Raw genomic sequence first — 23,162 nt, forward strand, 5'->3', positions numbered from 1 at the left:
CTGCGTTAGCGACCCGCCGGCGGGGCGTGGATGACCCACCGCCGGTGATGCGGGACGGTCTGCCGCCGTCCCGGGTCGCGACGTGGGAGAAGGACACGTGCATACGCTTGCCGTGGCCAGGGCGGTGCGTGGCATCGAGCCCCTGGTGGCCGCGGAGATCCGACGTGCCGGGCTCGGGGTGGTGCGCGGGATGCGCCACCGTGAGGTGTGGTTCGAGCCGGCCGAGCCGGGGCCTGAGCTGCTGGGGCTGCGGATGGCCGACGACCTGCTGCTGGTGGCGGCCGTCGTGGAGGGGATCGGGCCCGACAGGGAGTCCCTTGCGCGCCTGACGCGGGCCGCTCGCGAGATCGACACCGAGAGCCTGACGAAACGCGCCGAGCAGATCACCGGCCGAGCCGCCAGAAGCCCGTGCGGGGCACTGGACGGCAGGCTGTGGGATGGCGGGCTGTGGGATGGCGGGCTGTGGGATGGCGGGGCGCCGGACGGCGGGGTGGAGGTGTCGGCGTCGTTCGTCGGGCGGCGGAACTACAGCCGGTTCGACCTTGAGGACGCCGTCGGGGCCGAGCTCGCCCGGCCGCCGGGCCTGACGTACCACTCGCGCCGCGACGGCCGGGTACCGCCCGAGGGGTCGATGGCCTGGAGGGTCACGGTGGAGGGCGAGCAGGCGGTCATCGCGCTGCGGGTGCCCCCGAGGCCGCTGCACCGCAGGCCGTACAAGACGGAGTCGATCCCGGGGACGCTGCATCCACCGGTGGCCGCCGCCATGGCCGGGCTGGCGCGGCTCGACCGCGCCGCCACGGTGCTCGACCCCTGCTGCGGAGCCGGTACGACGCTCATCGAGGCCCGCGCGCTCGCCCCGCACACCCGCCTCCTCGGCCTCGACCACGACCCGCACGCCGTTCACGTCGCCGCCGCCAACGCCGCCCGCGACGCGACGGACGGGATGAACGTCCGAGACACGGCTCGCGGCTTGGCTACCCCGGACGCGACAGGCAGCGTCTGCAGCGCCCCAGGCGCGACAGGCGGCATTTGCGGCGTCCCGGACGCGGCGGGCGGCGTTTGCGGCGTCCCGGACGCGGCGGGCGGCATCGCCTGGGGGGTGGCCGACGCGGGGCGGATTCCCCTGCCGGGGGGCAGCGTGGACCGGGTTCTGGTGAACCCGCCCTGGGACCGTCAGGTGGCCCCGACCGGCCGCCTCCGCCGCGACCCCGCCCGACTGTGGCGCGAGATCCACCGTGTCCTGACCGTCGGCGGCATCGTCGTGGCGCTCCTTCCGAAGCCCTGGCAGCCGCCCGGATTCAAGGTGAACAGGATGGTTCACCTCACCCTTTCAGGGCGTCATCCAGTCATCGCGGTCCTCAGGAGGTCACCCAGTCGAGGATGAGCCGGTTGACCTCCGCCGGCTGTTCGAGGTGCAGGAAGTGACCCGCGCCGGCCACCAGCTCGGTCCGCGACCCCTCGGGCAGGTGGCTCTGCGCGTCCTTGACCAGGTCGGCCGCGAGGCAGCCGTCCCGCGACCCGTGCAGGTAGAGGATCGGCCCGGTGGTCGCGGGCTCCGGTGCCGGGTGGCGCCCGGTGGGCGGGGTGGTGCCGAGCATCGCCCGGTAGTAGCCGATGGCCGCCGCCAGGTTCGCCGGTGCGCCGATGCTCTGGCGGACGAACTCCAGGTCCTGCTGGGCGTCGTAGCCGGGAGACCAGTCGCGCCAGAGCCCTTCCAGGAAGCCGGGGGCGGCGGCGGCCGTCTCGGCCAGGCCGGTCTGGAAGAGGAAGACGTAGAACGAGCGCTTGAGCTGCTCGTACTCCAGGAACCCGGCCATCATCGCGGCCGTCGGCGGCACCGCCATGGCCACGGACCTGCGGAAGCGGTCGGCGGTCGCGTAGACGGGGAACGCGCCCCAGTCGTGGCCGACGAGCACCGCGGCGGAGTCGCCGCCGAGTTCCTCGTGCAGAGCCCGTACGTCGGCGACGAGCGCGCCGCCCTCGTAGGCGCCGTCGGCGGGGATCTCGGTCGGTGCGTAACCGCGCATGAACGGCGCGACCGCGCGGTAGCCACGCTCGGCCAGCGCCGGAAGGAGGTGGCGCCAGGTGTGGGCCGTGTCGGGGAAGCCGTGCAGGCAGAGGGCCAGTGGCCCTTCCCCTACGGTCAGATACGCGAACTCCACCCCATTGGCGTGGACAGTCCTGATCTCCATGACTGCGAAACCTAGCATTCGGCTCCCGGTTGGAGTACCACTTCGCTTATGCGACGAGGTTGGGTGTTAGCACTCGCTTCTCTCACGATCGTGCTCGTGGTCGTCGACCTGACGGCTGTGACGATCGCCCTGCCCGCCATCCGCTCCGATCTGGGGGCGAGCCTGCCCGAGGTGCAGTGGGTGGTCGACGCCTACGCGCTCACGCTGGCCGCCGTCCTGCTGCCGGCCGGAGTCCTGGCGGACCGGTACGGCCGACGCAGGCTGCTGGCGATCGGCGTGACCATCTTCACCCTGGCCTCCCTGGCGTGCGCCCTGGCCCCGAACGCGCCACTGCTCGACCTGGCCAGGGGCGTGCAGGGCCTGGGCGCTTCGGCCCTCTACGGCACGACGACGCCGCTGATCGCCTCCGTCTATCCGAAGGGCCCGGAACGCGGCAAGGCGCTCGGCATCTTCAGCGCGGTGTCGGGGCTGGCGATGACGCTGGGCCCGGTCGTGGGCGGCGCGCTGACGGCGGGGTTCGGCTGGCGGGCCATCTTCTTGATCAACCTGCCCATCGGCGTGTTCGTGCTGGTCGCGTTACGGCAGCGGGTGGAGGAGTCGCGGGGCGCGGGGCATCTCGATCCGCTGGGCATCGTGCTGATCAGCGCGGCGCTGTTCGCGATCATCCCGGCGCTCATCCACGACCTGCCGTGGCTGCTGGTGGCGGGGCTGGTGCTGCTGGCCGCGTTCGTGCTCGTGGAGTTGCGGCGGCGCAATCCGATGGTCGACTTCGGGCTCTTCAGGGACCGGGTGTTCGCGGTCGGGTCGGGCACGACACTGCTCATGCTGGCCGCGCTGCTCGGCGCGTTCACCTATCTCACGCTGTACGTCCAGGGGCCGCTCGAGGCGACGCCCGTCGAGGCGGGGGTGCGGTTCCTGGCCTTCAGCGCGGCAGCCGTCATCGGGCCGGTGGCGATCGGCCGGGTGCTGCACCGCTGGCCGATGGGCGTGCTCATCGCGGTCGGCCCGGCGCTGATCGCGGGCGCGCTGCTCGTGATGGCGATACCGGCCGCGAACCGGTGGACGCCGATCATGTTCGGGCTGTTCCTCGGCGGTCTCGGCCTGGGCGCCGGGAACGTGGTGGCCAACCAGGTCGGCCTCACCGCGCCCATGGACCGGGTCGGCATGGCCACGGGCATCGTCAACACGCTCAAGCAGGTCGGCACCGCCGTCGGCGTGGCCGTGCTGGCGGCGCCGTACAGCTCGGGGATCGGCACGATGCTGCTCGTGGCGGCCGGGCTGGCCCTGGCCGGCGCGCTGCTGCCGGTGGCTCTGGCCGGCCCGCTGATCAGCCGGTCTCCTCGACCCCCCGCAGCAGACAGCGCAGCCCGAACTCGAACTGATCGGTGAAGTCCAGGTCGTCGGCCTCCACCACACTCCTGGCGAACTCCGGATAGTCACCGCTCGCGACGACCTCCCGGATGTACGGGGCGACGCTCGCCCGCCACTCCTGCTCGGTCATCCCCGTACGGCGGCTCGCCTCCTGCTCGGCGAGCTCCCTGGCCACGGCCCCCAGCACATAGTCGCCGATCAGCGCCATGACCGCGGAGGCCCGCGTGATGTCGGGGGTCAGAGCGACGGCGGCCTTCAGCGCCGCGTCGAAGCGGCGTAGCGAGTTGGGGCCGAGCGAGGGCCTGCTCGCCAGCAGCGCGCCGAGCCAGCCGTGGCGCAGCAGCGTCGACCGCTGCCGGCGCGCCACCTCGGCCAGATCGGCCCGCCAGTCACCGCTGACCTCCTGAGGCGGGTCCTCGCCCCAGACCGCGTCGGCCATCAGGTCGAGCAGCTCGTCGCGGTTCGCCACGTAGCGGTAGAGGGAAGTGGTGCCCGACTTCAGCTCGGCCGCCACCCTGCGCATCGACAGGGCGTCGAGGCCCTCCGCGTCGGCGATCCCGATCGCGGCGCGCACGACGCGCTCGACGCTCATCGCCTGCCGCTTGGGCGAGTACGGCTCGCGATTCCACACCAGAGACATCCGGCCACCCCCTCTGGACGCCATCGTACGACAGTGGTTACAGTGTTCCCACAAACGGGAACACTGTTCCCACAACCGGAAGGGGAAGCGCCATGCACGACGTCATCATCGCCGGAGGCGGCACGGTGGGCCTGAGCGCGGCGGTGTTCCTCGCGCACCACGGCGTCCGGGCGCTGGTGGTCGAGCGCCGGCCGGGGCCGCAGATCCATCCGCGCGCCACCGGCCTGGGCATGCGCACCGCCGAACTGCTGCGCGAGGTCGGCCTGGAGGAGGCCGTCAACGAGGTGGCGGTCAACATGACCGGCATGACCCTCGGCAAGATCACCGTTGACACGCTGGCGGGGGCCGACCTGGCCGCCCTGGCCAAGACCGTCCCCACCCGCGCCCAGACCGTCGCGAAGATGGACTACACGCCGGCCCGGATCCGCGGCACCTGCCCGCAGAACCGGCTGGACGCGGTGCTCCTCGACAAGGCCCGCGACCTGGGCGTGACCGTCCGCTACGGGGCCGACGTGGTCTCGGTCGAGCAGGACGGCGAGGGGGTGACCACACAGCTGTCCGACGGGACCGCGCTGCGGGCCCGCTACCTGGTCGCCGCCGACGGCGCGCGCAGCAAGGTGCGCTCGGAGCTCGGCATCGGCCTGTCGGGCCCCGGCGTGCTCGGCCCCTCCATGAACAACATCCTGTTCCGCGCCGATCTGAGCGGGCTCACCGGCGAGTACACCTTCGGCCTCTGCGAGATCACCAACCCGGCGGCGCCCGGCATGATCATCACGATCGACGGCGAGAGCGAGTGGGTGTTCCACACCGGCCTGGAGCCCACCGCCGACCTGATCAGGACCGCGATCGGCGACCCCGGCCTGGACGTCGAGATCCTCAGCGTGCTGTCCTGGCGGGGCCGCGCCCAGGTGGCGGACCGGCTGTCGCTGGGCCGGGTGTTCCTGGTCGGGGACGCGGCGCACGCCGTACCACCCACGGGGGCCTTCGGCCTCAACACCGGCGTCGCGGACGCCCACAACCTGGCGTGGAAGCTCGCCTGGGTACTGTCGGGCAGGGCCGCGCCCGGCCTGCTCGACACCTACCACGACGAGCGGCGCCCGGTGGCGGTGCTGGCGATGGAGCAGTCGCTGCTGCGGATGCGCGACCTGAGGCTCCACTTCGACGGCGGCCCGGACGCGCCCCGGCTGCGTGCCGAGGCGGGCGCGGTGAACGCGCCCATCGTCCACCTGGGCTACCGCTACGGCGCCACGATCAGCGAGCTGCCCTCGACCGAGGACGTGGCGCTCACGCTGGACGGCTCGCCCGGCTCGCGGCTGCCGCACGTCTGGGTCGGCGACCGCTCCACGCTCGACCTGGTCGGCTCGGCGTTCTGCGTGTTCGCCGCGGCGCCGGTGACCGGGCTCGACGTGCCGGTGCACGTGGTCGACGGCTGGCCGTACGGGACTCTGCTCGTACGACCGGACGGGTTCGTGGCCTGGCGCGGCGAGGAAGGGCTCGCCGAGGCACTCAGAAGGTGTACTTCAGGTGCTTGATCCCGTTGATGAAGTTGGACAGCAGGAAGTCGGGCTCCCCCTCCGCCCTGATGCCCGGCAGGCGGGTGAACAGCTCGCGGAACATCACGGTCATCTCCCTGCGCGCCAGGTGGGCGCCCAGGCAGTAGTGCGGGCCCGGGCCGCCGAAGCCGACGTGCGGGTTCGGATCGCGGGTGATGTCGAACGCGTCGGGGTTCTGGAACACCGTCTCGTCGCGGTTGGCCGAGTTGTAGAAGAGCAGAACCTTGTCGCCCTTCTTGTAGTGCGTGCCGTTCATCTCGTGGTCCTGGGTGAGCGTGCGGCGGAACTGGATCACCGGCGTGGAGTAGCGCACGATCTCGTCGCACGCCTTGGTGACGCGGCCGTCGAAGTCGGCAAGGAGCAACTCCCGCTGGTCCGGGTGGTCGGTGAAGAGCTTGAGCCCGTACGCGATCGCGTTGCGGGTCGTCTCGCTGCCGGCCACCACCAGCAGGATGAAGAACGAGCCCAGCTCCTGCGAGGTGAGCCGCTCCTCGCCGTTGACCAGCAGGCTGACCAGGTCGCCCGTGGGATGCTTGCGCCGCTCGTCGCCCAGGCGGGCGGCGAGGCGGTTGAGAGAGAAGCCCGCGTGCAGCAGCTTGGCCAGGCCCCGGGCCACGTTGACGCGGCTGAACTCGGGGTCGATGCCGGTGTACTCGGGGTCGGCGTTGCCGAGGATCACGTTGGTCCGGCGAAGCACCATGTCATGAAATGTCGCCGGAATCCCCATCATGTCGCAGATAACGCGGACGGGGAGCCGGGCGGCGATCTGCGCCACGAAGTCGCCCGGCCCCTCCTTGATCGCCTGGTCCACGATCTCGGCGGCGGCCGTGGCCAGGTCCTCTTCCATCTTGGACAGGATGCGCGGGGTGAAGGCCCTGGACACGATCCTGCGCAGCCGCGCGTGCCGCGGGTCGTCCATGTTGATCATCGACCCGAAGTACACGGCCAGCCAGCGCGGCATGTCGGGCACGCTGTTCGAGCACGGCTCGCTGCTGAACACCGCCGCGTTCCTGCTGGCCTCGGAGACGTCCGCGTGGCGCACGAGGGCGTAGTAGCCGGGGCCGCCCTTGATGAACGGCACAGCCTGCTCCGTCAGGAACACCGGCTGGTCGAGCTGCCGCAACCGGCGGAAGGCCGCCATGCGCTCGGCCTGGGGCAGCCCCCAGAACACGAGCTGCGAGATGTCCAGGTCACTGGAGATCGTCATGAACCAAGCCTTCTGCAAGCGCTCACTTACGTCAAGAGCGCTCGGCGATGAGCTCGGCCCCCTTCTCGCCGATCATGATGGCCGGGGCATGCGTGTGCCCACGGTTGAGGGTCGGCATGATCGACACGTCCACGACCCTGAGCCCGTCGAGGCCGCGTACCTTGAGCGACGGGTCGACGACCGACTCGGCGTCGGTGCCCATGCGGCAGGTGCCGACCGGGTGGTAGAGGGTCTCGCCGCGCTCGCGGATCCACTGGGCGAGCTCGGCGTCGCTCTCCGGCCCCGCGTACGGGGCCATCGGCCCGCCCGCGTACGCCTTCATCGCGGCGGTGGCGAAGACCTGTTTGGCCGTCTTCAGCCCGGCGACGAGCCGCTTGACGTCGGCCTCCTGGGTCAGGTAGCCGGGGTCGATCACCACCTCGCGGCCGTTCAGCCCGATCCTGCCGCGGCTCTCCGGCTGCAGCAGCACCACGCCGACGGTCAGCCCGTGGCCGGTCGGCGGCGTGAGGCCGTGGTCGATGAACGGGCCGGGCGCGAAGATCAGCTCGATGTCGGGGGCGGGCTCCTCCGGCGAGGTCCTGATGAACGCCACCGCCTCGCCGACGTTCGTGGTGAGCATGCCGGAGCGCAGCACGATGTAGCGGAGCAGGTTGCCGATCGACTCCGCCTTGGTCAGCGTGACCGGCTGCTTGGACTGCACGTACACACCCGTCGACAGATGGTCCTGCAGGTTCTTGCCGACTTCCGGCAGGTCCCGCACGATCGTCACGTCCGCGTCGCGCAGCTCGTCGGCCGCGCCGACGCCCGAGCGCATGAGCAGGTACGGCGAGCCGATCGCGCCCGCCGACAGGATGACCTCCCGCTTGGCCCTGACCTGCGCGCCGCCGCCGTGCTCGATGCCGACGGCCCGCGTGCCCTCGAAGACCACCCGGTCCACGGTCGCGCCGGTGATCACCGTCAGGTTGGGCCGCTTCAGCGCCGGGCGCAGGTAGGCGTCGGCGGCGCTCCACCTCCGGCCGCGGTGCTGCGTGACGGGCGTAGGACTGTAGCCCTCGTTGGAGCGGCCGTTGAGCTCGTCGAGCCGCTCTAATCCGAGCTCGCCGCAGGCTTTGAGGAAGGCCGCGGTGGTGACGTTGGGGCTGCGCAGCTCGGAGATGAACAGCGGGCCCGCCGTGCCGTACGCGCCGCCGCCGTTGCTGCCTACGCGGTGCTCGGCCTTGGTGAAGTACGGCAGGACGTCTTCGTAGGTCCAGCCGGGGATCCCCCACTGGTCGTAGTCGCGCTGGCAGCCGCGCACCCACATCTGCGCGTTGAGCGACGAGGAGCCGCCGATCACCCGGCCCCTGGGCCAGTAGAGCTCCCGGCCGGACATCTCGCTCTGCTTGGCGGTCGAGTAGTTCCAGTCGTAGTCGGTCTTGAACAGCTTGGCGAAGCCCGCGGGCATGCGGATCTCCAGCTTGTCGTCCTGCCCGCCCGACTCGACCAGCGCCACGGACACCCCTGGATCGGCCGACAGCCGGTTGGCCAGGACGCACCCCGCCGACCCCGCCCCGACGATCACGTAGTCGTACTCCATCGCGCCCCTCCCAGGGGTAAGTAATCTGGTACTTGCTTACTCCAGGCGGACTACGGCGTCCATACACCTATCTGCCCCCAGTGTTACCCATGGTGGGCCGCGTCCAGCGGAGTTCGGCAGGTTATGGAGTTTGCACCTACCGGTCGGTATGTCCTTGCTGCGATGATGGCGCCGCAAGCCGCATACAGGGAGGAAGGCGCTCATGCTCAACCTGTCGATCGTCCTGGAGGACAGCGCCAGGAACACCCCCGACGGCACCGCCATCGTCTTCGGTGACATGCGGCTGCCGTACTCGATGATCGACACAGTGGCGAACCAGGTGGCGAACCTGCTCGTCTCTCGTGGCATCGCCAAGGGCGACAAGGTCGCGCTCGCCTGCCCGAACCTGCCGTACTTCCCCTTCGTCTACTACGGCATCCTCAAGGCGGGGGCGACGGTGGTGCCGCTCAACGTGCTGCTGCAGTCGCGCGAGATCGCCTACCACCTCGACGACAGCGACGCCAAGGCGCTGTTCTGCTTCGAGGGCACGCCCGAGCTGCCGCTGGGCGAGCGGGGCAAGGCCGGGTTCGAGGGGGCCGAGGGCTGCGAGCACCTGTTCGTGCTGCCCGCCACGCCGCTGGCGACCGAGTCGGAGTACGGCGAGTCGATCTGGGCGGCGCTCGGCGGCATGCCCGGCGAGTTCGAGACCGTGCAGACGGCGCCCGACGACACCGCCGTGATCCTCTACACCTCCGGCACCACCGGCCAGCCCAAGGGCGCCGAACTCAGCCACCAGAACATGCTGCTGAACGCCATGGCCAGCGACAAGATGTTCCCGCGCGGCGACGGGGGCGACACCTATCTGGCGGTGCTGCCGCTGTTCCACTCCTTCGGCCAGACCGTCGTCATGAACACCGGCTTCCTGCGCGGCGCCACCGTCGTGCTGATGCCCCGCTTCGAGCCGGGCGAGGCGGTCGCCCTCATGCGCAAGGAGGGCGTCACGTTCTTCGCCGGGGTGCCGACGATGTACTGGGGCATGCTCACCTCGATCCACGCCGAGGGGGCCGACGTGCCCACCACGCTGCGGATCGCCGTCGCGGGCGGGGCGTCCTCCCCCGTCGAGGTGCTGAAGGACTTCCAGCAGACGTTCGGCCTCGGCATCCTGGAGGGCTACGGCCTGTCGGAGACCTCCCCGGTGGCCAGCTTCAACCAGCTCGGCCGGCCCACCAAGCCGGGCACGGTCGGCACCCCGATCTGGGGCGTCGAGATGAAGCTGATCGACGGCGACTGGAAGACCGTCGAGGGCGAGGGGCCCGGCGAGATCGCGATCCGCGGCCACAACATCATGAAGGGCTACTACGGGCGCCCCGAGGCGACGGCCGACGTGCTGCGGGACGGCTGGTTCCGTACGGGCGACATCGCCACCCGCGACGCCGACGGCTACTACTCGATCATCGACCGCTCCAAGGACATGATCATCCGCGGCGGGTTCAACGTGTACCCGCGCGAGCTCGAAGAGGTCCTCATGACACACGAGGCGGTCTCGCTGGCGGCCGTCGTGGGCGTGCCGCACGAGTCGCACGGCGAGGAGATCAAGGCGTACGTGATCCGCACCCCCGGCTCGACCACGACCGAGGAGGAGCTGATCGCCTGGGCCAAGGAGAACATGGCGGCCTACAAGTACCCGCGCGTCGTGGAGTTCCGCGACGCGCTGCCGATGACCGCCACAGGCAAGATCCTCAAGCGCGAGCTCAGGTAGCCCTGTTCTCCAGCCTGGTTCCCGCCTATCGGGACCGCTGCGCGGCGACGGCCCGGCCCATCGCCGGGTCGTCGCAGAACGCGCCGTCCACGCCCAGGTCGAGCAGCCTGGTCAGCCAGCCCATCACGTCGCCGGTGGCGCGCGGGAAGGCGGGGCTGGCCGGGTTACCCAGCCGGTAGTCGAGGGGGAGCTGGGAGTTCTCGTTGCGGATGGTCCAGACGTGCACGTCCAGCCGCCTGCGGTGGGCGTCCGCGACGAGCGTGGTGGGCTCCGTCAGCTTGCCGTCCGCGCCCACCGGCACGACGCGGCGGGTGTCCACACCGATCCCGTTCGCGTACGAGGCCACCTCGCGCAGCCCTTCGGGCTTCACCATGTCGTCATAAGTGCGCGGATCGCCGGCCGCGACCCAGTCGTACGGCGCCCCGCCGAACGTGATGAGCTGGATCAGCGGCAGCCTGGTCTTCTTGCGCAGCTCCCGCAGGTTCGCGGTCTCGAACGACTGGATGTACGCCTTGCGCACGTGGTTGGCGTTCAGGATGTCGAGCAGCGGCTCCTCCAGCGACAGGCCGATGGAGTCGAAGTACGTCGGATGCTTGGTCTCGGGATAGACGCCCACCCCGTGGCGCTGCGCGAGCCGCACGACCTCCTCGAACGTCGGGATCTCCGCCACCCCGTCGAAGGCCGTGTTGTCGGGCCGCAGGTCGGGCACGCGTTCCTTGGCCCGCAGCGTCTTCAGCTCGGCCAGTGTGAAGTCCTCGGTGAACCAGCCGGTGATCGGCCGCCCGTCGACCGTCTTGGTGGTGCGCCGGTCGGCGAACTCCGGATGCGCCGCCACGTCGGTGGTGCCGGTGATGTCGTTCTCGTGCCTGGCCACCAGGATGTGGTCCTTGGTGGAGACCAGGTCGGGCTCGATGTAGTCGGCGCCCATCGCGATGGCCGCCTCGTACGAGAGCAGCGTGTGCTCGGGACGGTGGGCGCTGGCGCCGCGGTGACCGATGACGACGGGAGCCTGGGCGCGGCGCTCGGCCGTGGCGGCGTGGGGCTGGAGCAGCACGACGGCGACCGTACCACCGGTCAGGACGGCCAGGGCACTCGCGAATAATCTGCGCGTCAGCATGCCGGGAACGATAAACCGGCAAAGTGGCCGGTGAGTGACGACCGGGCACACAGCCGTTGATCTCATGACCGGCGCGGCGCGGCGGCCGGGGTGACCTTGAACGTGATGCCCTCCATCAGCCGGTTGCGCTTGGTGTTCTGGAAGGCGGCGATGCGCCACCGGCCGTCGGCGTCGCGGACCAGCGTGTACGTCTGCACCTTGGGCAGCTTGCCCGGCCGCTTCTTGGCCACGTCGCCCCGGCCGAGCACGACGGCCGTGTCAGTGCCGTAGAGGCGGACCTCGACGATCTCGTTGAACATCCTGGTGCCCTTGAGCACGCTGTCGAACAGCGCCTGGTGCCCGCCCGCGATGTCGGCGCGGCCACGGTAGACGGCGCCGAAGAACGCCGTGTAGCTCGCGTCCTCGGTGAAGCAGGCGGCGTAGGCGTCGCCGTCGCCCCGGTTCCAGGCGTCCTCCATGGCCGTGAACAGCTCCCGGATGGCCTGCTGGGCGTCGCGCGTGGTGTTCATCCTCTACCCCTCTGATAGCTTACTCAATGCAGTGTCTGCATTTAATGTTTATCTGCTTGATTGCAGATATTAGATTAGAGAAGAGGGTTCGCAGTGTCAACAGACCCGAGCGCGGTCTTCCGCCGCTACCTGAGCGCGATGGTGCTCAACAGCCTGGCGAGCGCCGAGGCGGCCGGCCTGAACGCGACCGACTACTACGCGCTCAATCTGCTCGACCTGGCGGGCCCGCTCACTTCGGGCGAACTGGCCGCCCAGACGGGCCTCACCACGGGCGCCACCACCCGCTTGATCGACCGCCTGGAAAAGGGAGGCCATGTCCGCCGGGTCCCGGATCCGGCGGACCGGCGCAAGGTCATCGTGGAGGCCGCCGGCCAACCGGAGTCCCTGGACGAGGTCCTGGCCGGCACTCGGCGACGGCTCGGCGAGCTGCTGAGTGGCTATTCTGAGGAGGAGTCAGCGATCTTGTTCGACTTCTTCCATCGGGCCGCGGCCGCCTATCAGGAGGCGACGGACGAGCTCGTCAACAGCAGAAAGGGCTGAGCCGTGCTGGCGCTCTTCGACCTGGACAACACCCTGATCGACCGCCTCGACGCCTTCCGTCGCTGGGCCGCCGAGTTCGCCGCCGACAGGGGGCTGGGCTCGGAGGACGTGGCCTGGATGATCGAGCTGGACGCCGACGGCTCCTTACCGATGAGCACCTTCTTCACCCACGTCCGCGAGCGGTTCGCGCTCGCCGAGTCGGCGGACTCGCTGTGGCGCGGCTACCGGGAACGCCTGCCACAGCTCGTCACCTGCCGGCCGGCCGTACTGGAGTCCCTCGATCGGCTGCGCCTGTCCGGCTGGATGGTGGGCATCGTGACGAACGGCATGACCGACAACCAGTCCGGCAAGATCCACCACAGCGGCCTGGTGGACCGGGTGGACGGCTGGGCCATCTCCGACGCCGAGGGCGTCAGGAAGCCGGCGGCCGAACTGTTCGAGATCGCCGCCCAGCGCTGCGGCACCACGCTGGCGGACGGCGACTGGATGGTGGGCGACGACGTCGAGAAGGACGTGGCGGGCGGGCGGAGCGCGGGCCTCCGTACGATCTGGATCGACCGCGGCTTGTCCCCCGGACTGTCCCCGGGGGCCGACCACGAGGTGACCGACGTACTGGACGCGATCGCCCTGCTCGACGTCGTCCCTTAGAGGGGCTTCAGGCTGGGAGGTTGCCGAGCAGGGCGTTGAGCGCGCCGGGCTCGGCAGCGCCGCCTGCCGCCAGGACGACGCCCTGCCGGTCCGTCAGCACCGCGTACGGCGGCCAGGGGATGCCGTGACGGTCGAACACCCCCGGATCGATCACCAGCGGCAATGAGACCTCGTGCGCGGCCAGGTAGTCGCGGACCTGCCCCTCCTCCGCGGCGCTCACCAGGACGACGTCCACCCGCTCCGCCGCGACGAAGGCGGGCAGCATGGCGCTGCAGACACCACACGTCGGCGCGATCAGGGCGTACAGGACGCCGAGCTTTTCCGAGGTAAGGGCCGCGGGCTGTGGGGTCACGTCCCAGTGGGTGCCGGGGCGGGGGCCGACGCGGCCGCGCTCCGCTGCTCCGATCAGCCGGCCCGGCAAGAAGGTCAGCGCCAGGTACGCCGCTCCCACCAGCAGGTGGACGAAGCTGAACGGAGAAGCTCCCGCGACGGCGGCCATGACCGCCAGCGCCGCGAGCAGGCCGGTACGGGTCACGGTGGCGGGGCCGACGAGATCGCGGTCGCCGAAGCAGCCGCAACCGACGCTCAGCCCGCGCCGCAGCACGGACGCCATCGCGGCGAGGAAGGCGGCGAACAGCACCGCCGCGAGGAGTGCGCCCCAGCGCCGGGTGGGTGGCGCGGTGAGCAGCCCGGCCGCCGCCAGCTCCGCACCCACCACCACGACGGCGGCGGCGACCGTGAGCCGCTGCGGGATCAGCTGGTAACCCGCGATATCGGCGGCGAATCCTGACAGGTCACGAGCCTTGCTCACAGCCGCGTACAGCAGCACCGCGATCAGAGCCGCATAGGCCGACGTCAGAATGATCACCGGACCGCCCCGGAGCGTCTCACGGGAGCATCGCGCCAAGCGGTCATGTGACCGCCTCCCGGTAGGCCTGGGCCTGGAGGGTGTACATGTCGGCGTAGGAGCCGCCCTTCTCCATCAGCTCGGCATGCGTGCCCTGCTGGGCCACCCGCCCGTGGTCGAGGACGTAGATGCGGTCGGCGTACCGGACGCTGGCGAGCCGGTGCGTGATGAGGACGATGGAGCGGCCGTCGGCGTGCTTGCGGATGCGCTCGAACAGGGCGTGTTCGGCGCGCGCGTCCAGCGCGGAGGTCGGCTCGTCGAAGATCACCAGGGCGGCGTCGCGATAGAAGCCACGGGCCACGGCGATCCGCTGCCACTGCCCGCCCGACAGGTCGTGGCCACCTCGGAAGCGCTGGTCGAGCAGCGAGTCGTACCCTTGTGCCAGCCCCGCCACCACCTCGTCGGCCCCGGCGGCGGCCGCGGCGGCGGCCAGGCGCTCTTCGTCCAGCGGGCGGCCCATGAGGATGTTCTCGCGGAGGGTCAGCGGCCATCGGGTGTGGTCCTGGGCGATCACCGAGATGAGCCCGCGCGTGTCGAGGTCGGCCAGGTCGGCGCCGTCCCAGCGGATCGTCCCCGAGTCCGGCCGGTACAGCCCGGCCAGCAGCTTGGCCAGCGTGGTCTTGCCGGAGCCGTTCTCGCCGACCAGCGCGATGACCTCGCCGAACCCCACCGAGACGCTGATCCCGGTGAGCGCGGGGCCGCTCGCCCCCGGGTAGCTGAACGTCACCTGGTCGGCGGTCAGCCGCCCGGACGGTTCCGGCGCCGCCGTACCGGATGGCTGTCGCACGCGCGAGGCGGCCAGCGCGCGGAACGACAGGTAGTCGCCGAAGTAGAGGCCCGCCTCGTACAGCCGGTTCATCATCTGCACCAGCGCGGCAAGTGACATCTGGCCGGCGCGGATGGCCAGCACGGCCGCGCCCGCCACCGCGAGCGGGATGACGCCGAGGGCCAGCAGCCCGGCGAGCGCGGCGTAGACGGCGACGGTCGCGGCGCCGGTCAGCAGGTCGCCGGCGGCCTTGGTGACGGCGCGGCGGCGCGCGACGTCGAGTTGCACATCCTGTTCGAGGTCGGCGACGTTCCCGTACTCGCCGAGCAGGAAGTCGCGCAGCGCGAACGCGCGCACCTCGGCGGCGGGCAGCCGCTCGGCCATCAGGTCCGACAGCATGAACTTGCGCCGCCGCGCGGCCGACAGCCGGTAGTACGCCTGGTACTGCAGGCGTGCCGCCCGTATCGCGGCCCAGCCCGCGGGCACGACCGTGACCAGCAACAGCGGTGTCAGGAGCGGGTGCATGAGGCCAAGCGCCACGGCCGAGGCCAGCACACCGATGGCTCCGCCGATCACGGCGACCGTCACCTCGACCACGCCCGCGGCGTCGGGCACGCCGCTGTCGCGGGCCCTGCGCATCGCGTTGTGGAACTCGTCGTCGTCGAACGCGGTCAGCTCTACCTGGGTGGTCAGCTCGAAGAGCCGCGTCTCGGCCAGCCGTTCGACCTGTACTTTCAGCCGCGCCTGGGCCCAGGTGGCGGCGGTCAGCAGCGTGCCGCGCAGCCCGGCGGCGGCAGCGACGAGCGCCAGCGAGGGCAGCGCCGCCCGGATGCGCTCGGGCGTCGGCCCGCCGGCGAACAGCGAGGCGAGCACGTCGGAGGTCGCGACCAGGCCGTAGACGGTGAAGACGCCGGCCACCAGGTTTCCGGCCAGCGCGATGATCGTGTCGCGGCGGTGGGCCTCCCATGCCATCCGCAACGCGGACATCACCAGGTACGGCAGGCGGCGCGCGATCTTCGACAGGCTCGCCGTCAGGAGTTCGTCGTCGTGGCTCTCCCAGTAGGCGACCGCCAGTCCCGACCTGTCCGCCGGAACGTCCGGGGTTCGCTTCTTCCAGAACGACTTCATGCGGGTGACCAGATCACCTAGCCAATCTAGGTGACCAATGTGTCAGCGTAAAGCCCTGTTGTAAATGATTTGTTCCGGAGGCGGTGCGACCTGGCACTTGTTGAGTGGCGTCTGGACATGGTTGGTGAAATATGCACATAATGCGTCCGTTTGGCCGCGACAGGCGATTCCTATCGCGGTCAGGGCGCGGGTAACGGCACCTACCCAGTGCCGTCCCGAGGCTCGAATCCACCGTCGGCCACCTACCGGTGGCCAAGGAAGGAGCCCTCATGTCCGTTCTTACGCTTGAGCCCCGCGACGCGGGCGTTCTGGAGTACGAGGACCTCGCCATCGACTTCGAAGGCGAGCTCACCGCACTGCTCCACGGCCCGCAGGCTTGCGTCAACACCTGCAAGCGCACCGTGTGCTCGACATTCCCCTGCTGCCCTTCGATCGTGTAATCGCGCGGTAACGCGTTCGGCGTCCACGGCGACGCACGACTTGTTCCGTAACGCGGCGGAAAGGCCATCGGCGCACTTCCGGTGGCCTTTCTTGGAGCATCCGGCCGCCCCGGCGCAGAAGGGTTATCCCGTTGACAGTAAATGTGGTTGTCACCCTTACCCATTTTGCCGATTCGAATAATAGGGAAATCTACGAGGGCGACACCTGGGTCAGTGTTCACGACCCGCGTGCGACGACGCCCAACCAGGGCTGGAAGCTGCACGTCTCCGCCCGTCCCGGCACCCTGGCCGCCACGCTCGACCGGGTCCTGCCCGTCCTGGCCGACGTGTCGTGCGACTTCAAGGTCGCCTGCTCGCCCGGCAAGCTCGCTGAACTCAACTCCGGAGACCTCGACCCAGGCGCGGTCGGCAAGGCCATCACCATCTACCCGCAGCCGGACGAGGTCGTCCCCCTCGGCCACCGGCTGGCCGAGGCACTGGCGGGGCTGACCGCGCCGCGCATCGTCAGCGATCGCAGAGTGCGCCCCGACGCACCGGTCTATTACCGGTACGCCCCCTTCGCCCCGCAGTACCGCGTAGACGAGAACGGTGACTTCGAGCTGATCATCGTCGCTCCCGACGGCGAGCACCTGCCGGGCGCGGCAGGACCCGAGTTCTCCTGCCCGCCGTGGGCGACCGACCCGTTCCGCCCGCAGGGCGGCGTCCCGGGCCCGTCCCGGGAGAGCGTTGACAGGCCTGAAGCGCCCGCCAAGCTGATAGGCAACCGGTACCGCCTCACGTCCGGCGTCATGCGCGGCCCGCGCGGCAACGTCTACCGGGCCGAGGACGCCGACGGCCGGCCGGTCGTGGTCAAGGAGTCCCGCGCCTACGTGGGCGAGAACGCCGAAGGCTGGGACCTGCGCATGTACCTGCGCAACGAGCTGCGCATCCTCAAGGCCCTGGACGGCGTCGCGGGCGTCCCCACGCCGATCGACCACTTCCGGCACGGCGACGACGAGTTCCTGGTCATGACCGACGCCGGCAGCCTGGACCTCAACCGGTTCGTCGGCGAGCGGGGCCGTTTCACCGAGGACGGCGACCCCACCGAGGACAGCGGCGGCAGGAACCTCGCCGCGCTGGCGGGCCGGTTGCTGGAGGTGCTGGACACCGTGCACGCGCGCGGCGTCGTCGTCAGGGACTTCTCCCCCAAGAACGTGGTGCTCGGCGAGGACGGCGGCTGCACGCTGATCGACTTCGGCAACAGCAGGTACGAGGGGCTGCAGCTTCCCGGGTGGAGCCGTGGCTACAGCGTGCCCGGACAGCAGGCGGATCACCCCTCCGAACCCGCCGACGACTACTTCTCGCTCGGGGCGACGCTGTTCTTCGCGGCGACCGGGATGAACCCCATCATGATCGACTCCGACCAGGCCCGGAACGTCGAACGGACGTTGATGTGCTTGGCGCGGATGTTCCCCGGCGTCACGACGGGCGTCATCGGGCTGCTGCCACGCCTGCTGAGCCTCGACGCCGGGGAGCGTGTGTCGGCCGCGGCCGACATGAGGGCCGGAGCCGGGCCGTCGGGCCGTACGGTGTCGCGATCCGACGGGGTGCGGTTCACCGGTGATCTGCTGTCGCGGGTCCTGGACCACACCACCCGCGCATGCGTACGGTTCGCCGAGGGCCTGATGGACGGCCCGGCGGACCGCACGTCGAGCCCGCCGGTGACGAACGTCTACGGTGGGTCGGCCGGCGTCGGCATGGAGTTGCTGCACCACCCCGAGGCCAAGGCCGTCGCCGCCGACCTGGCTCGCTGGACGGCCCGCGTCATGCCGCCCACCGCGCTCCCCCCGGCGCTCTACTTCGGCCGAACCGGAACGGCGCTGTTCCTCGCCGCCGCGCGGCTGACCGCCGTCCCCGAACTGCCGGATCCTGGGCCGATCGTCTTGGAGGGCGAGCAGCGCGCGGACCAGGCGCACGGCGTCGCCGGGATCGGCGCGGGACACCTCTCGCTGGCCGCGCTGGAACAGGATCCCCGCCACCTGGAAGTGGCCGCCGAATGCGCCAGGCTGCTCGTCTCCGGTGAGGTGACGGACTCCAAGGACGCGGTGGCACCGGCCCAGGCCGGTTCGGGGGTGAACGTGGAGATGGCTTTCGCCCACGGCGCCGCCGGCTGCGCGGAGTTCCTGCTCTCCTACCACGAGGCCACCGGCGACCACGACGCCGGGCAGGCGGCCAGGGAGCGCTTCGAGTCGCTGGCCACCGCCACCGAGGCCATGCTCGGCGAGCTCACCGGACCGGACGCCAAGGCCATGGGCGCGTCCTGGTGCCAGGGCATCTCCGGCATCCTCGGCCCGCTGGCGCACGCGGCGACCGCGTACGGCGAGGACCGCTACCTCGATCTGGCGGAGCGTGGCGCCCGCGCGAGCCTGGCCATCGCACCGCAGGCGTGGGTCGTGTCCCAGTGCTGTGGCCTGGCGGGCATCGGCGAGGCGCTGATCGACCTGGCGATGGCCACCGGCGACGACGGCTACTGGCAGGGCGCCGAGGAGGTCGTCGAGCTGATGCTGATGCGCGCGGGCGGCGAGGTCTCCACACCGGTCTTCACCGGCAACGACCTCGACAAGCCCGGCTACACCTGGGCGACCGGCGCGTCCGGCGTCCTGTCGTTCCTCCGCCGCCTCGACCGCCGCACCGGCCCTCGCCTGTGGACGGCGAACTGGCGCCTCCCCTGATGGACGACAGCACTGAGCTCACGAGGACGTGGCGGTGGGCATCCGGGTGAAGCTCGCGCGATAGGCGCTGGGAGTGAGCCCGACCCGGCCGACCATGTGCTTGCGCAGGGAGTCCGCGCTGCCCAGGCCGCTCTTCTCCGCCACCTGATCCATGGGCAGCTCGGTGGTCTCCAGCAGCTCTCTGGCCCGGTCGATGCGCCGGTGCAGCAGCCACTGGAGCGGGCTCAGCCCGGTCTCCGCGTGGAAGCGCCTGGTCAGGGTACGCACGCTTGCCTTGGCGTGACCGGCCAGGTCGGCCAGGGTGAGCGGGCGATCGAGGTGCGCGAGCGCCCAGGCCCGGGTGAGGGCGAGTGAGGTGCCGCGCTCGGGAGGCAGCGGGGTCTCGATGAACTGGGCCTGGCCGCCCGGCCGTACGGGAGGGACGACCGCGAGCCGCGCGGCCGCGTTGGCGACCGCCGCGCCGTAGTCCACCCTGACCAGATGCAGGCACAGGTCGATGGCGGCGGCGGCGCCGGCCGAGGTGAAGATGCCGCCGTCCTCGACGAAGAGGAGGTCGGGCTGGACCTCGACCGAGGGGAAGCGGGTGGCCAGGTCGGCGGCCAGCCCCCAGTGGGTGGTGGCGCGGCGCCCGTCGAGCAGGCCGGCCTGGGCCAGTACGAACGCACCCGTACACAGGGAGGCGATTCGTGCGCCACGGTCCGCGGCCTTCCTCAAGGCGTCGAGGGTCTCCATGGGAGCCTGCTCGCCGCCACTGCCGACGGCGATCACCGTGTCGGCGCCCTCCACCGTGTCCAGGCCATCCGTCACCACGATGTCAGGGCCCCCGACTGTCGGCATCGGGCCGGGCCGCGCCGTACAGACGCGCACGTCATAGTGGGGAACGCTGTTGAACACCATGAGAGGGATCGAGACGTCGAAACCCAGCACGGGGGGCACGACGACTGCGGCGACACGGTGCATGGCCAGATCCTCCGGATAGTCGGCATTCCGGCCACTATGCTACGAGGCCGCAAGTCGGCACCGTTGTCATCATGAAATTTCACGTGATCGTGGGTCGCGGGGCCGCCGCGTCGAAGACCGCTCTGCTGCTGGCCGAGGACGGCGAGCGGGTACGAATGATCAGCCGGACCGGCGGCGGGCCCGAGCACCCGCTCATCGAAAAGGTCGCCGCGGACGCGACCGACACGGATCGGCTCACCCAGCTGACGGAGGGGGCGACCACGCTGTTCACCACCGCCGCCCCGCCGTACCACACCTGGCCCGAACAGTTTCCGATCATCTCGGCGTCGCTGCTCACCGCGGTGCGGCGGACGGGCGTCGCCTACGTCATGCTCGGCAACCTCTACGCCTACGGGCCGGTGGACGGGCCGATCAGGCCGGACTTCCCGCTGGCCGCGACCGGGCCCAAGGGGCGGGCCAGGGCGCTTGTCTGGGAGGAAGCCGCCGCCTCGGGGGTGAAGGTCACCGAGGTGCGGGCCGGTCAGTTCTACGGCGCCGGCGCGTTCTCGGTGTTCAGCCTCATGGTGCAGCGGCAGGTTCTCGACGGCAGGCTCGCCCTGGTGCCGCAGGAACTCGACCTGCCCCACAGTTACTCGGCGATCGGCGACACCGCACGCACACTGGTCGCCGCCGGCCGCGACGAGCAGGCGTACGGCCGGGCCTGGCACGCGCCCACCTCGACCCTGTCGGTGCGGGAACTGGCCGGGCGGCTCGCCGAGCTGGCGGGGGCGCCGAAGCCCCGGATGGAAGAGATGACCGAACGCGATCTGGTCCTGCTCGCGTTCACTGAGCCGTTCTGGGCGGAACTGCACGAAGTGCTCACCAAGCCCGGCCACCCGTTCGTCGTCGACTACTCCGAGACCGAGAAGATTCTCGGCGTGGGCGCCACACCGGTCGACGACGTGCTCCAGGAAATGATCTGAGTCAGTCGATGGCGTCGGCGAGCCGGGCGGTGAGGTCTCGGATGTGGGCGATCAGTTCGGGTGGCTGGTGTATCCGGAAGCGGAAGCCGAACAGCGCGACGTAGATGGCGAGTTCGTCGAGTGAGTTGGATCCGGTATGGAGCAGGCAGCTGTCCAGGTCGACGGCCTCGATGACGCCGACGGTGGGCGGGATCCGTTCGGCGGCGGTCTCGGCCGAGGCGTACAGGGTGATCCGGGCCTGGTAGCGGTAAGGGGCGGTGGAGACGCCGAGCGCGAGGTAGCCGGCGAGGTCGACGTCGGGTGCCTGCCGGGGCGTGAAGCGAGGACCGGTGGGGATGCGGGGACGGATCCGGTCGACCCGGTAGGTCCGCCAGTCGCCCCGGTCGGTGTCCCAGCCCACCAGGTACCAGCGCCGGCCCGTGTGGACCAGCCGGTGCGGTTCGGTTTCGCGTACCGAGTCGGTGCCGTCGTGGCTCCGGTAGTCGAAGCGGAGTCGTTCGTGCTCCCGGCAGGCGGCGGCGACGCCGGTCAGCACGTCCGGGTCCACGGTGGGGCCGCCGGTGGGGAGCGTCACGGTGACCGAGTGCAGCAGGTTGACCCGGTGTCGCACCCGCGACGGCAGCACCTGTTCGAGCTTGGCCAGTGCGCGTAGCGAGGTCTCCTCGATGCCGTTGACCGTACCGCTGGCGGCGGTGCGCAGCCCGATGGCGACGGCCACGGCCTCCTCGTCGTCGAGCAGCAGCGGCGGGAGCTTCGTTCCGGCGCCGAGCCGGTAGCCGGCCGCGCCAGGGGTTGCGTGCACCGGGTAGCCGAGGTCGCGCAGCTTCTGGATGTCGCGGCGCACGGTCCGTACGTCGACCTCGAGGCGCTGCGCCAGGTCGGCGCCGGTCCAATCGCGCGGGGTCTGCAGCAGCGAGAGCAGTTGCAGCAACCGGGCAGACGTTTCCAACATGTTCCGCAGATTACTGCTCCTAGGACAGAAGTCGTCCTAGCTTGCTCGTAGCGTGTGCGACATGAGCGAAGAGATCACCGCATTTGAGATCAAGATTCCCCAGGATCGCCTCGACGACCTGCACCATCGGCTCGACCAAACCCGCTGGCCGGACGGACTGCCCGGCGCCGGCTGGGAGGCCGGGGTGCCGCTGGGCTACCTGAAGGATCTGGCCGCCTACTGGCGTACCGGTTACGACTGGCGCGCCCATGAGGCGCGACTGAACGAGTTTCCGCAGTTCACCACCGACATCGACGGACAGAGCGTGCACTTCCTGCACGTCCGTTCGCCGGAGCCGGAAGCGCTGCCGCTCGTCATCACCCATGGCTGGCCCGGCTCGGTCGTGGAGTTCATGAAGATCATCGGCCCGCTGACCGACCCGGCGAGCCATGGCGGAGACCCCGCCGACGCCTTCCACCTGGTGGCCCCGTCGCTGCCGGGCTTCGGCTTCTCCAGCCCGCTCGCCGCCCCGGGCTGGGACACCAGCCGGGTGGCCCGCGCCTGGGCCGAGCTGATGGAACGCCTCGGCTACCACCGCTACGGCGCGCAGGGCGGGGACACCGGGGCGATCGTCTCCCCCGAACTGGGTCGCATCGACCCCGATCACGTGATCGGCGTGCACGTCAACAACCTGGGCACCTTCCCCTCCGGGGATCCGGCCGAGCTGGCCGGCCTCACCGAGGCCGACCAGGCCCGCCTCGGGCTCATGTCGACCTGGAGCCATGACATGGCCGGGTACGCCATCGTCCAGTCGACCCGGCCGCAGACGATCTCCTACGCCCTCACCGACTCACCCGTGGGCCAGCTCGCGTGGATCGTCGAGAAGTTCAAGGAGTGGACCGATCCGAGCGCCGACCTGCCCGAAGACGCCATCGACCGCGACCTGATCCTCACCGACGTCTCGGTGTACTGGCTGACCGGCACGGCCGGATCCGCGGCCCGCATCTACTACGAAGGTGCCCGCAGCTGGGGTCAGGCCCAGACGCGGTCATCGGTGCCGACCGCGGTGGCGGTGTTCCCCAACGACCTCACCCTTCGGCCCCTCGCCGAACGCGACCACAACGTCGTGCGCTGGACCGAGTTCAGCCGCGGCGGGCACTTCGCCGCCATGGAGGCACCCGACCTTCTGGTCGACGATGTACGGGAGTTCTTCCGCCGGTTCCGCTGACGGCCGAGCTCGCCTGGTACGCGAGCTTGAGACCACCG

Annotated in this window: 20 protein-coding genes; 10 read left to right on the forward strand and 10 right to left on the reverse strand. The window is 70.6% G+C overall.

The features are described from left to right. The first annotated feature begins 97 nt into the window (after window positions 1-97). Window positions 98-1,384: an RNA methyltransferase gene (locus AB0B91_RS38915; RefSeq protein ID WP_358330896.1), complete on the forward strand. Its 1,287-nt coding sequence runs from the start codon at window positions 98-100 to the stop codon at window positions 1,382-1,384. Here the strand turns inward: AB0B91_RS38915 and AB0B91_RS38920 are convergent. Next, a complete protein-coding gene (locus AB0B91_RS38920; RefSeq protein ID WP_358330899.1) occupies window positions 1,359-2,192 on the reverse strand; it encodes an alpha/beta hydrolase in 834 nt (277 codons plus the stop codon). The two genes, AB0B91_RS38915 and AB0B91_RS38920, sit on opposite strands and share 26 nt — an antisense overlap. Window positions 2,193-2,255: 63 nt before the next feature. Between AB0B91_RS38920 and AB0B91_RS38925 the strand changes: the two genes are divergently transcribed. Beyond that, window positions 2,256-3,581 carry an MFS transporter gene (locus AB0B91_RS38925; protein WP_358330902.1) on the forward strand — a complete coding sequence of 442 codons (1,326 nt, stop codon included), beginning with the start codon at window positions 2,256-2,258 and terminating at the stop codon, window positions 3,579-3,581. Here the strand turns inward: AB0B91_RS38925 and AB0B91_RS38930 are convergent. Next, complete coding sequence (locus tag AB0B91_RS38930) at window positions 3,520-4,203, reverse strand: TetR/AcrR family transcriptional regulator C-terminal domain-containing protein (protein WP_358330905.1); 684 nt, start codon at window positions 4,201-4,203, stop codon at window positions 3,520-3,522. The genes AB0B91_RS38925 and AB0B91_RS38930 overlap by 62 nt on opposite strands. 92 nt (window positions 4,204-4,295) lie before the next feature. Here AB0B91_RS38930 and AB0B91_RS38935 point away from each other — a divergent pair, with 92 nt between their 5' ends. Next, window positions 4,296-5,735, forward strand: a complete 1,440-nt coding sequence (locus AB0B91_RS38935; RefSeq protein WP_358330908.1) for an FAD-dependent monooxygenase — start codon at window positions 4,296-4,298, stop codon at window positions 5,733-5,735. Here AB0B91_RS38935 and AB0B91_RS38940 read toward each other — a convergent pair. Both AB0B91_RS38940 and AB0B91_RS38945 read right to left on the reverse strand, forming a co-directional pair. Beyond that, the gene (locus AB0B91_RS38940; RefSeq protein ID WP_358330911.1) at window positions 5,710-6,963 is read right to left on the reverse strand and encodes a cytochrome P450; all 1,254 of its coding nucleotides are present in this window, start codon (window positions 6,961-6,963) and stop codon (window positions 5,710-5,712) included. The two genes, AB0B91_RS38935 and AB0B91_RS38940, sit on opposite strands and share 26 nt — an antisense overlap. 31 nt (window positions 6,964-6,994) lie before the next feature. Continuing rightward, window positions 6,995-8,539 carry a GMC family oxidoreductase N-terminal domain-containing protein gene (locus tag AB0B91_RS38945; RefSeq protein ID WP_358330914.1) on the reverse strand — a complete coding sequence of 515 codons (1,545 nt, stop codon included), beginning with the start codon at window positions 8,537-8,539 and terminating at the stop codon, window positions 6,995-6,997. A 202-nt stretch (window positions 8,540-8,741) separates the two neighbouring features. On the opposite strand from AB0B91_RS38945, the gene AB0B91_RS38950 reads away from it, so the two are divergent. After that, the gene (locus tag AB0B91_RS38950; RefSeq protein WP_358330917.1) at window positions 8,742-10,277 is read left to right on the forward strand and encodes a long-chain fatty acid--CoA ligase; all 1,536 of its coding nucleotides are present in this window, start codon (window positions 8,742-8,744) and stop codon (window positions 10,275-10,277) included. A 25-nt stretch (window positions 10,278-10,302) separates the two neighbouring features. Here AB0B91_RS38950 and AB0B91_RS38955 read toward each other — a convergent pair whose 3' ends face one another. Next, the gene (locus AB0B91_RS38955) at window positions 10,303-11,394 is read right to left on the reverse strand and encodes a glycerophosphodiester phosphodiesterase (protein ID WP_358330920.1); all 1,092 of its coding nucleotides are present in this window, start codon (window positions 11,392-11,394) and stop codon (window positions 10,303-10,305) included. A gap of 62 nt (window positions 11,395-11,456) precedes the next feature. Beyond that, window positions 11,457-11,903 carry an SgcJ/EcaC family oxidoreductase gene (locus AB0B91_RS38960; RefSeq protein ID WP_358330922.1) on the reverse strand — a complete coding sequence of 149 codons (447 nt, stop codon included), beginning with the start codon at window positions 11,901-11,903 and terminating at the stop codon, window positions 11,457-11,459. Between the two features lie 93 nt (window positions 11,904-11,996). Between AB0B91_RS38960 and AB0B91_RS38965 the strand changes: the two genes are divergently transcribed. Together AB0B91_RS38965 and AB0B91_RS38970 are read left to right on the forward strand one after the other, a co-directional pair. After that, window positions 11,997-12,443 carry a MarR family transcriptional regulator gene (locus AB0B91_RS38965; RefSeq protein WP_358330925.1) on the forward strand — a complete coding sequence of 149 codons (447 nt, stop codon included), beginning with the start codon at window positions 11,997-11,999 and terminating at the stop codon, window positions 12,441-12,443. Window positions 12,444-12,446: 3 nt separating this feature from the next. Beyond that, entirely contained in the window at window positions 12,447-13,091 is a 645-nt protein-coding gene (locus tag AB0B91_RS38970) for an HAD-IA family hydrolase (RefSeq protein ID WP_358330928.1), read from the forward strand. A gap of 7 nt (window positions 13,092-13,098) precedes the next feature. On the opposite strand, the gene AB0B91_RS38975 is transcribed toward AB0B91_RS38970, so the two are convergent. Together AB0B91_RS38975 and AB0B91_RS38980 are read right to left on the reverse strand one after the other, a co-directional pair. Next, window positions 13,099-13,959 carry a MauE/DoxX family redox-associated membrane protein gene (locus tag AB0B91_RS38975; protein ID WP_358330931.1) on the reverse strand — a complete coding sequence of 287 codons (861 nt, stop codon included), beginning with the start codon at window positions 13,957-13,959 and terminating at the stop codon, window positions 13,099-13,101. A gap of 43 nt (window positions 13,960-14,002) precedes the next feature. Beyond that, window positions 14,003-15,892, reverse strand: a complete 1,890-nt coding sequence (locus tag AB0B91_RS38980; RefSeq protein ID WP_358330934.1) for an ABC transporter ATP-binding protein — start codon at window positions 15,890-15,892, stop codon at window positions 14,003-14,005. Between the two features lie 269 nt (window positions 15,893-16,161). On the opposite strand from AB0B91_RS38980, the gene AB0B91_RS38985 reads away from it, so the two are divergent. Beyond that, window positions 16,162-16,332 (forward strand): SflA family class IV lanthipeptide, encoded by a 171-nt coding sequence (locus AB0B91_RS38985; RefSeq protein ID WP_358022491.1) that lies wholly within the window; start codon window positions 16,162-16,164, stop codon window positions 16,330-16,332. Window positions 16,333-16,475: 143 nt separating this feature from the next. Further along, window positions 16,476-19,043 (forward strand): class IV lanthionine synthetase LanL, encoded by a 2,568-nt coding sequence (gene lanL, locus AB0B91_RS38990; protein WP_358330936.1) that lies wholly within the window; start codon window positions 16,476-16,478, stop codon window positions 19,041-19,043. 18 nt (window positions 19,044-19,061) lie between these two features. Here the strand turns inward: lanL and AB0B91_RS38995 are convergent, their stop codons facing one another. Next, window positions 19,062-20,003 carry a helix-turn-helix domain-containing protein gene (locus AB0B91_RS38995; RefSeq protein WP_358330939.1) on the reverse strand — a complete coding sequence of 314 codons (942 nt, stop codon included), beginning with the start codon at window positions 20,001-20,003 and terminating at the stop codon, window positions 19,062-19,064. A gap of 71 nt (window positions 20,004-20,074) precedes the next feature. Between AB0B91_RS38995 and AB0B91_RS39000 the strand changes: the two genes are divergently transcribed. Then, window positions 20,075-20,965: an NAD-dependent epimerase gene (locus AB0B91_RS39000; RefSeq protein WP_358330942.1), complete on the forward strand. Its 891-nt coding sequence runs from the start codon at window positions 20,075-20,077 to the stop codon at window positions 20,963-20,965. A 1-nt stretch (window position 20,966) separates the two neighbouring features. Here the strand turns inward: AB0B91_RS39000 and AB0B91_RS39005 are convergent, their stop codons facing one another. Next, window positions 20,967-21,917, reverse strand: a complete 951-nt coding sequence (locus AB0B91_RS39005; protein WP_358330944.1) for a YafY family protein — start codon at window positions 21,915-21,917, stop codon at window positions 20,967-20,969. 61 nt (window positions 21,918-21,978) lie between these two features. Here AB0B91_RS39005 and AB0B91_RS39010 point away from each other — a divergent pair, with 61 nt between their 5' ends. Then, window positions 21,979-23,124 carry an epoxide hydrolase family protein gene (locus AB0B91_RS39010; RefSeq protein WP_358330947.1) on the forward strand — a complete coding sequence of 382 codons (1,146 nt, stop codon included), beginning with the start codon at window positions 21,979-21,981 and terminating at the stop codon, window positions 23,122-23,124. Window positions 23,125-23,162 lie beyond the last annotated feature (38 nt).

It is taken from the genome of Nonomuraea sp. NPDC049141 (assembly GCF_040648415.1).
In the GTDB taxonomy this organism is placed as follows: Bacteria; Actinomycetota; Actinomycetes; order Streptosporangiales; family Streptosporangiaceae; genus Nonomuraea.

Coding starts and splice junctions, on each gene's coding strand:
- AB0B91_RS38920 (WP_358330899.1), bottom strand. CDS start 2,192: ATGGAGATCAGGACTGTCCACGCCAATGGGGTGGAGTTCGCGTATCTG.
- AB0B91_RS38930 (WP_358330905.1), bottom strand. CDS start 4,203: ATGTCTCTGGTGTGGAATCGCGAGCCGTACTCGCCCAAGCGGCAGGCG.
- AB0B91_RS38935 (WP_358330908.1), top strand. CDS start 4,296: ATGCACGACGTCATCATCGCCGGAGGCGGCACGGTGGGCCTGAGCGCG.
- AB0B91_RS38940 (WP_358330911.1), bottom strand. CDS start 6,963: ATGACGATCTCCAGTGACCTGGACATCTCGCAGCTCGTGTTCTGGGGG.
- AB0B91_RS38945 (WP_358330914.1), bottom strand. CDS start 8,539: ATGGAGTACGACTACGTGATCGTCGGGGCGGGGTCGGCGGGGTGCGTC.
- AB0B91_RS38950 (WP_358330917.1), top strand. CDS start 8,742: ATGCTCAACCTGTCGATCGTCCTGGAGGACAGCGCCAGGAACACCCCC.
- AB0B91_RS38955 (WP_358330920.1), bottom strand. CDS start 11,394: ATGCTGACGCGCAGATTATTCGCGAGTGCCCTGGCCGTCCTGACCGGT.
- AB0B91_RS38960 (WP_358330922.1), bottom strand. CDS start 11,903: ATGAACACCACGCGCGACGCCCAGCAGGCCATCCGGGAGCTGTTCACG.
- AB0B91_RS38980 (WP_358330934.1), bottom strand. CDS start 15,892: ATGAAGTCGTTCTGGAAGAAGCGAACCCCGGACGTTCCGGCGGACAGG.
- AB0B91_RS38985 (WP_358022491.1), top strand. CDS start 16,162: ATGTCCGTTCTTACGCTTGAGCCCCGCGACGCGGGCGTTCTGGAGTAC.
- AB0B91_RS38995 (WP_358330939.1), bottom strand. CDS start 20,003: ATGCACCGTGTCGCCGCAGTCGTCGTGCCCCCCGTGCTGGGTTTCGAC.
- AB0B91_RS39000 (WP_358330942.1), top strand. CDS start 20,075: ATGAAATTTCACGTGATCGTGGGTCGCGGGGCCGCCGCGTCGAAGACC.
- AB0B91_RS39005 (WP_358330944.1), bottom strand. CDS start 21,917: ATGTTGGAAACGTCTGCCCGGTTGCTGCAACTGCTCTCGCTGCTGCAG.
- AB0B91_RS39010 (WP_358330947.1), top strand. CDS start 21,979: ATGAGCGAAGAGATCACCGCATTTGAGATCAAGATTCCCCAGGATCGC.